General features: G+C 39.2%; 17 protein-coding genes. All 17 read right to left on the bottom strand.

What is annotated here, in order from left to right; genetic code table 11:
- Positions 1-26 precede the first annotated feature (26 nt).
- Positions 27-1289, bottom strand: coding sequence for a P22 phage major capsid protein family protein (locus AS4_RS14280; RefSeq protein WP_096734576.1), 1263 nt, complete (start codon positions 1287-1289; stop codon positions 27-29).
- 2 nt (positions 1290-1291) lie between these two features.
- Positions 1292-2167, bottom strand: a complete 876-nt coding sequence (locus tag AS4_RS14285) for a hypothetical protein (RefSeq protein WP_096734577.1) — start codon at positions 2165-2167, stop codon at positions 1292-1294.
- Positions 2160-4223 (bottom strand): portal protein, encoded by a 2064-nt coding sequence (locus AS4_RS14290; protein WP_096734578.1) that lies wholly within the window; start codon positions 4221-4223, stop codon positions 2160-2162. The genes AS4_RS14285 and AS4_RS14290 overlap by 8 nt, the downstream gene beginning before the upstream one ends.
- Positions 4224-4239: 16 nt before the next feature.
- Entirely contained in the window at positions 4240-5778 is a 1539-nt protein-coding gene (locus tag AS4_RS14295) for a terminase (RefSeq protein WP_096734579.1), read from the bottom strand.
- 4 nt (positions 5779-5782) lie between these two features.
- Positions 5783-6346 (bottom strand): terminase small subunit, encoded by a 564-nt coding sequence (locus tag AS4_RS14300; RefSeq protein ID WP_096734580.1) that lies wholly within the window; start codon positions 6344-6346, stop codon positions 5783-5785.
- A gap of 52 nt (positions 6347-6398) precedes the next feature.
- Positions 6399-6575 carry a hypothetical protein gene (locus tag AS4_RS21800; RefSeq protein WP_167468950.1) on the bottom strand — a complete coding sequence of 59 codons (177 nt, stop codon included), beginning with the start codon at positions 6573-6575 and terminating at the stop codon, positions 6399-6401.
- 447 nt (positions 6576-7022) lie between these two features.
- A complete protein-coding gene (locus tag AS4_RS14305; protein ID WP_096734581.1) occupies positions 7023-7421 on the bottom strand; it encodes a hypothetical protein in 399 nt (132 codons plus the stop codon).
- A 277-nt stretch (positions 7422-7698) separates the two neighbouring features.
- Positions 7699-8148 (bottom strand): hypothetical protein, encoded by a 450-nt coding sequence (locus tag AS4_RS14310; RefSeq protein ID WP_096734583.1) that lies wholly within the window; start codon positions 8146-8148, stop codon positions 7699-7701.
- Between the two features lie 9 nt (positions 8149-8157).
- Positions 8158-8553 (bottom strand): hypothetical protein, encoded by a 396-nt coding sequence (locus AS4_RS14315; protein ID WP_096734584.1) that lies wholly within the window; start codon positions 8551-8553, stop codon positions 8158-8160.
- The gene (locus AS4_RS21805; protein ID WP_096734585.1) at positions 8540-8977 is read right to left on the bottom strand and encodes a hypothetical protein; all 438 of its coding nucleotides are present in this window, start codon (positions 8975-8977) and stop codon (positions 8540-8542) included. The genes AS4_RS14315 and AS4_RS21805 overlap by 14 nt, the downstream gene beginning before the upstream one ends.
- The gene (locus tag AS4_RS14325; RefSeq protein ID WP_096734586.1) at positions 8970-9284 is read right to left on the bottom strand and encodes a hypothetical protein; all 315 of its coding nucleotides are present in this window, start codon (positions 9282-9284) and stop codon (positions 8970-8972) included. The genes AS4_RS21805 and AS4_RS14325 overlap by 8 nt, the downstream gene beginning before the upstream one ends.
- On the bottom strand, positions 9281-9532 hold the full coding sequence (locus AS4_RS14330; RefSeq protein ID WP_096734587.1) for a hypothetical protein: 252 nt from the start codon (positions 9530-9532) through the stop codon (positions 9281-9283). Before AS4_RS14330 ends, AS4_RS14325 begins: the two co-directional genes overlap by 4 nt.
- 9 nt (positions 9533-9541) lie before the next feature.
- Positions 9542-10339: a phosphoadenosine phosphosulfate reductase domain-containing protein gene (locus tag AS4_RS14335; RefSeq protein ID WP_096734588.1), complete on the bottom strand. Its 798-nt coding sequence runs from the start codon at positions 10337-10339 to the stop codon at positions 9542-9544.
- Positions 10336-11088, bottom strand: coding sequence for an ATP-binding protein (locus AS4_RS14340; RefSeq protein WP_096734589.1), 753 nt, complete (start codon positions 11086-11088; stop codon positions 10336-10338). Before AS4_RS14340 ends, AS4_RS14335 begins: the two co-directional genes overlap by 4 nt.
- Entirely contained in the window at positions 11085-11735 is a 651-nt protein-coding gene (locus AS4_RS14345) for a hypothetical protein (RefSeq protein WP_096734590.1), read from the bottom strand. Before AS4_RS14345 ends, AS4_RS14340 begins: the two co-directional genes overlap by 4 nt.
- Entirely contained in the window at positions 11732-12724 is a 993-nt protein-coding gene (locus AS4_RS14350) for a hypothetical protein (RefSeq protein WP_227548081.1), read from the bottom strand. The genes AS4_RS14345 and AS4_RS14350 overlap by 4 nt, the downstream gene beginning before the upstream one ends.
- Positions 12678-13052, bottom strand: coding sequence for a transcriptional regulator (locus AS4_RS14355; RefSeq protein ID WP_096734591.1), 375 nt, complete (start codon positions 13050-13052; stop codon positions 12678-12680). The genes AS4_RS14350 and AS4_RS14355 overlap by 47 nt, the downstream gene beginning before the upstream one ends.

Genomic DNA, 13052 nt, shown 5'->3' on the forward strand with positions numbered 1-13052 from the left:
GGCATTTGTCGTCATATTGTTATAGTTTAGGTTTGATTAAATAGCTGCACACCAGCCATTTCTGGGTTGAGTAAAGCAGTACCAAAATCAATGTCCCAACGCGCTTTACATGATAGGTCGTTAATGTTCCCTTGGCGGGTATATGTAATACCAATACCTAAATCTGTAGTAGCTCGCATTACTTGCCAGCCATCATCTGCTTCTACAGAGAAAGAACCAGGAATAAGAATCAAACTTTCTTTACGAAAGAATGGGTTTAATGGGGCTGAAACAGTATTTAACCATGTCAAGGCAACAGCATCAGCAGGTGCTGCAGATACATTGGCATATTCTTTAGAGCCAATTGAACCTTCAGCAGCATCGATAATTGCAGGGTAAATACGAATTGTATTAGCTGCTGGTTTATCAACAACACGGAAAGTTTTTAATTGACCTGTGTTTTGTTTAGAGATTAGGTGTAGCTCAAATACACCCGGCAAAGTGAACGCATCACCAACCTTAATGCTTGCATAGCCTGCACCAGCAACCACTAAATCAGTGTAACGGTTATCTTTGTTTTCTTCTAAGCCAGCAGATGTAATGGTTGCTGATGGGATTGTTCGCTGATTGGCACCATTAACTGTAATTGCGCCACCTGCTGCCGCCGCTAGACGAATTTCTTGATCGTTTTTAAATACTTTGAAGCCTGAAACATTGTGACGAATAACAGCTTCCTCATATGCATTACGAGAACGAGCAGTATCTTCAGAACGACCAGCAAGATCACCAGCCATGTCATTCATAGCTGTAGGCGAATAAAACGCTTGACGACCATCCAAAGGAACACCAATACGTGTCATGCGAGAATCAAGATCAGCTACATCTTTATACCCTGTTGGTGCACCTGTGCGTTTAGACACAATAGAACCATAGAGCGCAGCAGTATTGAATAATGCAGCATTAACATCAGAAGAAAGCTTTTGTTTGGCAGCCTTTCCGAATTGCTCCATAGCATAGGCATTACGAAGGTTTTTAGATGATAGCACTTTAGGTACAGATTTATGATACCCAACTGATGCTGGCACATTAAGCTGAGTTAATCCATCAAAGTTTGCGGTTTGATCAAAGCCATCATAAGAAGCTCCAATCATTGGCGCAGGAACCCAGAATTTATCACGTGAATTTACTGCTTCTTGTGCGGTTTGTGGGTCGTAAAGATCAGCGCCTTTAGCTATTACAAGTAAGTCTTCAAAGCCATCAATCACTTTGTCAAACATTACCTGTTCTTGTTTAGTAAAGCTTGTAGCCATATTTATTTACCTTTTGATTTTCTATATTTGATTAATTCAGTACGATCACCTGTTTGATTGGCTTTCTTTTCCAATTCAATTTCACGAGCATCAACAGCCCCACTTAAAGGTGCGGATCCACTAGGTTTTCGTTCAGGATTTGTTTGTGGTTTTCGAGTTTGCACTTTGATTTGAGCATCGATGTTTGCAGCTGCGAATGCGAATTGAATAGGATCTTTAATTCCTGCCAATTCTTTCGCTTTTTCAGGGTTTTTACCTAAGTGGTAAATGATCAGTTCAGGATTTTTAGCCCCATGAATTAAAATGCCTTGCTGGGTTTCATTTAACACATCTCGTGCTAATTCTTCAGCTTCATCAAAGTCTCTCACTTTGGTTTTTACTGCATTCTTTTTAACTTCATAGTTTGACAATTTTTCTTGCCAAGCCTTAGTTGCATTTTCCTGTTCAGCTTGTTTTTTGCGTTCTTGATCATCATGTGAGCGCTTTTGCTCATACCATTCAGCAAGCTTGGTTTCGTATTCCTCTGAATCCCAACCAACACTTTCAAGTGTGGGCTTCTCGCCCAACACCACTTCTTGTGGTTTTTGATTCTGAGATAATTGCGATTCAAGCTCTTTGATTCGTCGCTCACCCTCTTTGGTTTTACGACGAAGATCTTTTACCCATTGTGGCGCTGGCTGACCATTGAATTCATCATCATTTGATTCACTCTTTGGCTCTTCATCACCGTAAGTCACAACAAATTCTTCAACTTCTTGATTTTGTTCCTCAGTATTAGGTTGTGCTGCATCATCTCGATGCTCGCCACCTTCTTCCTGATTACCTAAATCTTTATTTTCAGGATCTAAAGTTTGTTGCTCTTGCTCATAATCAGACATTTTGAACTCCCTCACTCATTTCAGGCTGAGCGGATACCGATGCGGCTTGGTTGATTTGCTGAACCATATCTAATACAGCTTGTTGATCCTCTCGATTCATACGAGCTAATGTCTCTGCGGTTTTCGCTCTCGTTTCTTCCGCTTTGACACTTACTAGAACTGTGTCAGCTTTTGCTTTCTGTGCTTTGGCAGAAGCCTCTTCTGCTGCAGCTTGTAAATACAATGAATTTGGATCAGGTTGTTGGTTTTGCGCTTCGGCTTGAAGTTGCTGCTGCTCTTCTTCAGTTGGCTTGACAACACCTAAGCGTAGTAATTTCTGACGATAATAATCACGCACATCACCAATGCCTTCGCCTTCCATGTTCAACATGATCATAGAGGACAATACTTGCTGGTCGTTTTGATCAGTGACCATTGGAAGCATGGCAGTTAATGCGCGAACTGTTGCAGATCGACGACTTGATGAAGTTGGACCAACATCAACAGCTACATCAAACTTTGCCTTTGACAAGTCATTTGCATATGTTTGCTCACCGTCAATGATTTTTGGTTGAACTAAATCAATGCTGTCAATTTCATCTTGTTCACCAACAGTCTTCATTTTTCGACCATCTTCAACATAGATTTCTGAGGCCATCGAAAGCCAAATTTCACCAGAGCGCTTGATAGCCTTAGCCATGTTTGACACATATATATAAGCTTGCATGCCTAACTGTGTCTGAACCATATCAATAGCTTCTGCACTAATGTTAGAAGCGATTTTTTCGCCCTGTTCTTGATTGCCAAGAAGCTCTTTAATATCAATGTCTGATATTTGCATTAGTGCCGCCATTGCTGGAGGTACTTGTGGTGGCTTGGTATAAGAGATAGGGCCTTGAGCGATCACATTGCCATTTACATCTGTTAATGCATTCGCCAATAAATATGGATTGTTATCTAAATTATCGTTAGCCCACATGTGTTCAAGGCCAGCGACCTGCTCAGGTGCCATGATTGGCTTTTCAACAGCAGATAAAGCACTAATTTCACCCAATTTACTAAGCTGCATATTCTTCAAGCGCTGTGCATCTTTACTTAGGCGTACATGCCCCATGCAACGCTCAATATTGTCAATAAACCAACGCTTACCATAAACAGGAACAATTGGGATGTGTTTTCCTGCGATAATTCCGCAGTCTTCAAGTACCTTACTCCCGGATAAGATGTATTTATGAACTTTGCGCTTTGAGACTGTTTTAATTCTGAACTCTTGAGCGCCAGTAGCATCAAGCTTTACTTTTAGGTCTGGATTTTCTTCCAGTTCCTTTTCACTGTGTCGTTCTTGAGTGCCATCAATCAGCTCAAAAATATGAATCTTTTCTTTCACAGTTTCGATTTTGTAGTATTCGGCTACATAAACCACATCACCCGAACACCAATCAAACTCAGTGTTGTTGATTGACTTGTCCCATGTTGCTGGATCTTCACCATATTCATCTTTGAAAGCATCAACTGTCATTGAAGAAAGTACGAAGCAAAATTTTGCATCCGCTTTGTCTTGTCTTTTTGCATCCAAATCAAAGAAAACGCATGAATCAGCATCGAAAATAGGCTCAATCACGATACGCTGATAGTCATTTTCGTCATCTTCCTCATCTTCGAGACAAGCACGTAAACGCCATGCACCCATGCCACCACCAACAGCCTCTTCAAAGCCATTGTCATAAGCTTCCTCAGCACATGAATCTTGCTCATCTGCACGATAAAGACCATTACAAGTCTCAGCTAGATCATCATTCTTTGATCCATCTTTACTAATGAAATCAACACTAATTCTATTGTTACGATACTCATTAATGATGCGAATAACAGCTAAGTGAATTTTATTGACTTCGAACTTAGGTTTGTTTTCAAACTGTTCACCAAGCTTGCCTTCCCATTGAGCACCCGCAATTGAATAGAAACGACGATCCTCTAAACACTGTTGACGTTCTTCACGTACAGCGCTTTGAATCTTATCGAATTGTGTTTTTGCTTGAGTGAGAATGTTGGCAAGTTGTTCATTTGATTTAGCCACAACTTGACCTCTTAAGTTACCAGCGATGTGCTGTAGGGATTACTGTTACTTTTGGTTTTTTAATAACACCAATCAAATCTCTTGATTGTGCAAACTGTCTAAATGCGTCAGATGCTTCAGAATGCCCATCTGATTTGACTGGCTCACTTGTATATGATTGGGTTTGCTTGTTAAATTTTCTTGTATAGCTTTCCAAGTGAATCAAGCCTTCTTTACAGTTAACCTCATCAAACCAAACATCATTTACTAGTGATTCTCTAGTTTTGGTAATTCCATGAATTAATTCAGTTACACGTGGCACAATTTGAATATTTTGCAAACCTAAGTTTTTGAGCATTTGTTGTGGGGATAAATTAGCACTTTCACCTTGTCTTGCATGAGCACCATCATGTGGTAGGTAGTGCGTACCCCATATCCAGCCACGCTTTTGCATGCGCTCAACAAAATATGCGTAAGGTTCACCCCAACCCTCATCAAATGATATGAATAGATCTTGCATTCTAACTCTTTGATGAAACCAAATTGCTGTACCGTCTGAGTTACCAATATCCCAGAAAGTATTAACTGGCACGCCTTCACGATATGGAACTGAACAAATTCGCCCTTCTTTTCTGATCCGGGTAAATTGTTCTGTGTACCAGCAGCCTTCCTTAGACTTTTTAAAAGCCTCCTTAGGAGTTGATGGGTACTCTTGCCACATCAACTGTGATTCGCCACTAAAATCGGTATCACGAGTTGCACACCACCATGCGCGCTGTTCAATCGAAAGTGTTACACCACACTCTTGCTCAATTGAATCAAAATAGGCGTGATCTTTCTCAGTAATTACAATACCAAATGGATCGAGAGCATACTCTTTTGCCCCAAACCATGGGTAAAAGTGAAACTTATAGTCTTTCTTCGATAAATCCTTATTAGATTCTTTATTCTTACGTGCGGTTTCAGACATATCATAAAACGCACCGCTTTCACCCTCTGCAGTTGATTCAATAACTATGATTCCATTTGGAGATACGGCAGGAATTGAACCTGTTAAAACCTCTTTGGCCTTATCCGGAAATTTTGCACAAATCTTTCCAAACTCAGATACATGCAAGTACTGCAAAGTACCTGAACGCATTGATGTTCCGACTTTGATAGAGCTATTGTTGTGAGCAAACAATAATTCACTTGCACTATCTCGACCTAACGGGAATCTTTCTTTAATCTCAGGAGGTAAATTTTCGTATGCAAACTTAACTTTGTCTCGAAATAGACTTTCTGCTGCCAGTCTATCTTGCGCAATCATCCCTGCGCGCGTATCGCCTTCACCAAACAGACAGCAATCCAAGTAATAGATTGCAATCATTGTTGTAAAGCCAAGCTGACGAGCCTTAAGGATTACATTTCTATAGTGAAGGTTTTCAATGAAGTTGATTTGATGTTCATTTGGTATGAATGGAGCCTTTAACCCCTCTGTTTCTTCATCACCTTTGATTAGAATCTGATATAAAAAACCACTTGTTAGACGCCACCATGGATCAGACAAGTTTTTTTCAAGCTCATCCGAAGTCATGGTTTTATCCTTTAGGTTTTAATGTATTTCCACTTGCTCTAATCAAAAGGTCTTTAAGTGGATCTGATACATCATGTTCAATCTTATCTTTGAATGCGCCTACCGCAACATGCTTACCAATCAGCTCAAGGTTCTTAACTTTGTCAGGCCATTTGATTTTTTTAAGCCAACCTGATTGCTCACGATCTTCTCCGAAGCCCTCAAATTGCTCAATATTTTCTATATTGGAAACATATTGACGCCAAATTAAAGGCCACTCACCAATTGGTTTGAAGTTGTAAGAATCATCCATAATATCTAAAACGTCCATCTGATCTATCTCAACCAAACGTCTTAAAACATAATCCGCATCTACTTGGGTACGCTCCAATCTTTGAGCACTTAAATATGCGACTCGCTCTTGAACTTCATCACGTTCGAATGCTCTCCAAGAAGTACTCTTATCCGCATACCCTGCCAATTCACCTGCCTTGGCAATGTTCAAGCATTTTAAATATTCTTGCGCCAACCGTTCGCGACGGTCATCTTCTAATGGCTCACTCCCTTTCGGAAGCTCAATATCTTCCATAAAGGAATCTCCAATAAAAAACCTCCCGAAGGAGGTTTGTGTTTTAACTACATTATTCTAAGGTTGCTTGTACTTGCTTAATTGTGTCGATCATATTTTGCTTAAACTCACCTTTTTCATGATCAATTAGCGAATTCGTTTGTACATGATTTATTACCGCAACAGCAATTGCAGCTTTTGCTTTAATTAACTCAATTTCTTTTAGTGTTTGCGCTTCAAACTCATCCATTATTTCTTTCTCTATAATTAATTTAGAAACAATAAATTATCAACATATCCAAGTAAGATCAATCACTCAACATACTTCTAATTGTTTTAGACCATTCTTTTAACTGACTAATCTTTCGATCAATAACAATCATTTCATCACGAGTCATAAGGCCGCGAGATAAGCTTTGGTACTTACTGATCTCAGATTCATATCGCTTGAGATTGCTTAGTGCTTCCTGTCTATCCATACATCACCAATCCAACCAAGGATTCAAAGCTCTTGGTTTGTTTTTCTGAAACTTCCAATTTTTGTAGTCTTGGTACCATAAGTGGAAATAAATCAAAACGACACTAATTAGGATGATGATTAAACCAATATGGGTAACATTCAGTTCATTTAAGTTCATCCCACTTTCCTCTAGGCATTAAAAAACCACCGTTGAGGTGGTTTTAGGCTTTTTCATTCTCAATTCTGCATTAAATATATTTCAACTTCTTCTTTTGTGAATTCTATTGGCTCTAATTCGATAACTTTTGATGGTATAAGATTGCCATTTGATCGACCACCTACTGTTGTGTGAGTTTTAGGAACTGGGTAAGAACTACAAGATTTATCTAAATTAAATTTAACTATGGCTTTACGCACATCAGAATGCTCAGCAAATTTAAGAGTATCTCCACTCAATACGCGAATCACATCACACCCCCATAAATGAGTATGAGTTTTCTCATAAAAATCATACCCACCAATCATTAAACTCAAATCTTCTATTAAGTCTCGACCAATAAAAATGATATTAGGTGAATAGGGATATTTATCTAGGTATAAAGCTCTGGCTTGTTCCAGTTTTTCTTTAATATTCATTCTTTATAACTTCTTGGAAAAGTCTGTATATTTTAGCATGAAGAAATAAAAAGGCTATGCAAAGCTTTAAACTTCCACCACCTTCCCACACTTCCGACACTCTCTCACCGTAAAGAAATCTGAATATTCCCAAACGTGTCGGCAGAAGATTTGTTTGATTCGGAGCATGTTGTTCTCCTGAAAAGCAAAAAGCCCACATTTCTGTGAGCTTCATATCTAGTGGATTACCATAACTTCGTCCACTATAACAGAAATATGCCACAATACACCCTGACTTTCAAGCCCCTATGATGCGACTTCTGAATTGATACTTTGTTGCCAATCTAACCAAGCCAAGCATTTTATCTCTAGCGACTGAAAATTCAGATATATCAAGGTGTCTAGCAATGGTTTTCTCTGTCTTAAACTCAACATAAAACATGATTACAACCTTGAGCCATTTCTGAACCTTGTTGTTTTCATTTTTCATTAAACTTAAAAGCATGTCGCTAACAGCATCTGCGTGAGCATCATTGATCTTGCATAGTGGCGCAACTCTCTCTCGCTTATCAACACACACGCCATTCGCTGTATCAATTAGATGACCTAAGACACTCGAAGCACCTAAGCTCACATAGTTTTCATCAAGCAGTAGCCAAGAACCATATTGCTCTAAGTGCCACTCAATTGGATTTTCTGCCCAGTTAATTGCAACTGAGAAATGTTTTCTATTTGCTACTGCGTTCATAATTGCCCCTTAAACTTTTAACTTCTTAATCGCTTCTTCAATCCAACCAACGACAATCCCTTTTTTGACCTGTTCTGTAGTACCTCGAATCACTACCCAGCCAAGGATTGCCGCTGCACTGTATTTCTCACAATCTGCTGAATAACCTTTGCCTCTTGTGTGACGACCACCTGAAAACACACCTCCCTCAACTTCGACTAGGATCGGATAACCTTCAATACGAAAATCAGCTTTCCACTTCCGCTCAGGATGAAACTTAAACTCTTGCACATATTCGATTTTCAAAGTGTCAAGGTGACGGCATAAAAGCCGTTCACCTAATGATGGTTCATGTTTTTGTCTTGGCTTGAGAACTGATCTCGCAACAGTCTTAGATTGTGTTTGCCACCCTTTAGGAATTTGCATTGTTAGCCCTCATTACCTCTAACTCATCAGCGCAACTCAAAAGAGCTTCACGCACGTGCTTGTCGTCCACATTGCAAAGCTCTTTTGCTTGGTTTCTCCATATCATGATTAGAGTTTCAATCCGCTTGTCTTTCTCTTCAATCTCAGCTTTTAGGATCAGGTTTTCTTCAAACTTTTTAATTTCGCGACCATGAATTTTCTTATTCTCACATTTGAGTTGTTCAACCTCAGCCTGTCGGGATTTCCAGCACTGATACCAAATAACCCATTTATTATTAAACTCAACAAGATATTCAGCTTCGACCTTTGAATTTAAAGCCTCATATAAGCCAAATTCACCAATCTCACTTTTAAAAACAACGTCAGCTTTAAAAATTCCAATCCAAAACCTATTTTTCTCAAACGCTTCTCTGCACTTATCCATGACGTTCTGCCTCCAAATCCTTGACAATCGTACTCGGGCTAACGTGATTGCGAATGTCTGTGATGTGGTCTGTGTTGTCATCAATGCGGTGACCTGCTTTGATTTCTTCAAGGGTTGCGTGTCTGAAATTAATCTTATGCCCAAAAGAATATTTGATTGAATCCCTCACAAAAGCTCTAATAAAATCTTCATGAAACATTTGAATTTTAAGAACTCTATTCTGTGAGTGGCTTTGGTTTAAAACCACCAAATCCCCCACCTTAAACTCTGGACTGTCATGTTTTGTCAGGTTGTTTATAGTTGTCATAGTGCCACCTTAAATAACTCTTTTGCTTTCTTGGTAGGTTCATAAAAGATCGTTGTGTTATACCCCTTACGACGCTTGCTTTGGATAAATCCAAGCTCCTCTAAATCTCTTAAATACCGTTGTGCTGTTCTAATCTCTTTATCTAAAACTTTTTCAGTAATGTCATATCTGTTCACTGCACGAGAGTTGAATGTGATGAAAATCAAAACACTCAACATTTGATCAAAGCATTCGGTGATTTTTCTCATACCACCACCTCATATCTGACAAAACATACAAAGTTGTGCTTCATTATTTCTTTGCGATGCACCCTTGCTTGTGAATACTGACTTACCTATTTCCCTTTCAATCTCTCGAACTTTTTTAAGTTGTGATTGACCAAACGAGTCAAATTGAAATGCTTTTTCTTTTGTAGTGTCTCCACCAGCTAAACATGGAAAACAGCCCACTCGATCAAAGCCTTGCGAATACAGTGGATTTACTTTATTGCCAAGGAACTCAAAAACATCTCTCTCTGACCAGTTAATAATTGGCAGTCGCATCATTACACCAAGCTTTTCTAAATACTTTGGGTATTTACTCGGCATAATTTCATGAGGCGCATAAAGCTCGTCATCAATCTTTGAGCCATAACGTTTCTCACGCTGGTGGCTTTCCTGCGAACGTAGCCCATACCAAACCTCAAACCCACATCCTTGCTGTTCAGCTAGTTGCTTATAAAATTCTTTTCCAACATTGATTTTCAGATAATTAGTACAGAAATTAACGTTGTCTGTTGGGAAGCGTCCCCACTTCAAACATTGTTCAATAACACTACCTGCTGTTCTAGTGATAATCTCAACTTCGTAAAGATCACGCATATTCTCGATATGCTCATAAGTCATTGGATGCTCAAATTGAGTATCGCAAAATAACCCAATTACATTTTCTTTTCCGAAATGCTCTATTGCTAATGCGAGACATGTTTGAGAGTCTTTACCGCCAGAAATTGGAACAACGCATTTCACAATTTGTTCTACCCAATCCAAAGTCTTATCATCGTGTAAATCTTTCATACCAGCTCCCCTTGCATCCGTTGATCACCCCAATTGCACTCAACTAGAGTTAAACCGCCCTGTTGGAATCTTGACCACAGACGATCACCTAAATCTTCTTTGAGTTGTTTGAGAGTGAAATTTGATATCAGCATTGTTGATTTCATTGCGTCATAACGAGCGTACAAAACCTTATGAACAAGCTCTTTTCGCTTCTCACGATCATGCAATCCATATTCATCAAGAATGAGTAAATCGTACTGAGTGAACTCATAAATCAATGATTGCTCTGATTGATCTTTAGTGTCTCTATCCCATGCGTTCATGATCTTCTGAGCCATGACTTCACTTGTGATGTAGCGTACGTAAATACCCTTGTTCAGAAGTGTTCTAGCCGTTGCACAACTCAGATGAGTTTTTCCTGTCCCGGTTTTGCCCGACATGATGAAATTGCGCTTATCACCTGCAATCATTAACTTGGCAAAAGCAACACTTTGGGATAAAGCATTATCTTGACCAGGTAATGCTGGATTCACGTTGTAATTTTTAAATCCTGAATCTCTATGACGATCAGGAATCATGGCACCTGCAAAATGATTATCACGAACCATCTTGTGAACCTCTTTGTGATGATCTTGGTTCACTTGATCTACATAGGCTTTGGCACATATTGGGCAAATTTGATTAGGCCCTGCTTGTACCTTTTGAACATTGTGTTCAGCGCAATATGCACTTACTTTTTGAAACTCCATTGAGGTCATAGCGTTCATATGTGCACACTCCACTCATCACACCGAACATTACGACACCCCATAAAGTCACAAGGATTGTCTTGCCAAGAGATACGACCGCATGATGGACAATTAAAACGAGTCATAGGATTGTTAACTCTGCGACGTTGTTTTTTTACAATTTCAGGCATACGCAGCCCAGCGCCTTGAATCATGGTGCGCTTATTTAATTTTATAAAATCAAAGGTACGACGCTTAGCCTTGTCAGCAAGGTTGAAAGGTATAACCACATAACTTGAGTCTAATTTTTTAGCTATTGGATAGCCAAAAACTGATGCACTATCAAAGTCAGTCGATATATTGCATTTATCAGTATTTAACCAATAAACATCATTTCCATCCCACATCCCTTTTTTGAATGCAACGTAGGTATTGTGAATATCAGTGAAAGGCTGGGTTTCGTTTGGAATATATTGATGGTCCACCTTCCAAACAGCCATTGAATCAATGTGATCAGCTGATACAGGGGCTTCATCACCGTAGTCCCACTCCTTTTGAGCTTCTTCAAGTGTGTAAACATGTGCTTGATCTAAGTCGCTTGAATACCCTCTACCTTCATGACGATGAAACACCATATTTGAACCAAGATTCCCATGAGATGAGGGCAGATAAAATCTGTTTTTCATATGAAGTCCTCTGGTATTTCAACGTGCTCTACTTGACCAGTGAATTGTGGAATATCAGCCCATGCATCGTTGACATTCAGATTTGGCTTGGTTGTCTGCTTTGTTGCTCGCTCAGCCTTGTTCAAATGCTTTTCAAATTCTTGAATCAACCATGCAGCAAATTTTCTTGTACGTTGGTTTTCAGTCAAATTGATTTTGTTTTCCCAATGCGCATTGAAATTACCCAAGTGAAAATTGAAATCAGTGAGTGATAAAATCTGATCTGTTTGTTGACTGAATTTTGTTTGAACCAAAATTGTTTTTAAGAAAGTAAGATTTGGTTTCCAAGAATCGTCGAGAATTTCAGGCGAATTTTCTATTGTGTGTGTTTCTTTAATATATTTCTTTAAATCTTTCTTTTGTGTGTCTACTACGTGAACTAGTTGCGGTCTACTAGGTAGACTAGACTGGTCTACTACGTGAACTAGTTCAGTAGGTGAACTAGTCTTCTTAGTGTACTGCTTGCCAAGTAATGAGACTTCATTGATTTGGTATTTATTACCCTTTTTCCCTGTTGCTAAAACCGTGATAACACCATGCTTAATTAGCTCTTTTAAGCCTTTAGAAATTGAAGCGCGAGCAACAACTCTAGCCCCTTCTAATTCAGCATTGCCTTGCAACTGGCTATAGCTCACGAAATCAGAATCTTTTTGAAATCCATTAATACGGTTTTCAAGTTCAAAATAAACATGACGTGCTGCATCACTAAGAAATGGGTAGACCTCCTTTCTGTAAAGCTGGCTTGATTGCACATAGCCTTGTGAGAATTTCTCTGACATAGCTTGTCGCTCTTTTGTTGGAAACCGAACCAACACGCCTTGCGGCTCTGGTGGTTCATGTGCTAAATTTGTTTTCATATTCATTTCCATCTCGTTTTGAATATATGAAGCCTGATCTTGACCATCAGGCTTTTTCTTTGTATCCAAGTTCTTGACCAATACCCAGTTCATCAATTTCGTCCTGAAATAGATCATCAACAGAATCAATTCTGTCCATCCAGCTTTTTGCCATTTCAAGCAATGCGGCTAATCTGGTCTCACTAATCATTTTGTATTTCTTTGGAACAAGCTTTAATCCAAGGGAGTCCAACATTGCGCAAACATTTTCAATGTCCGTCAAGCCGTTGGATTTCTTATCATTTTTCATTCTGGAAAATGAGCTTGGATCGAGTCCTAATTGTTCTGCAATTTGTGAGTTATTGCTGCTTGCAAGAACTCTCAACACCCTTGTGATGCTATTTCTGGCGCTTGCAGGTAGATCGTTTAATACTTTGCTCAT

Origin of the sequence: Acinetobacter guillouiae (assembly GCF_002370525.2) — a bacterium.
Classification (GTDB): Bacteria; Pseudomonadota; Gammaproteobacteria; order Pseudomonadales; family Moraxellaceae; genus Acinetobacter; species Acinetobacter guillouiae.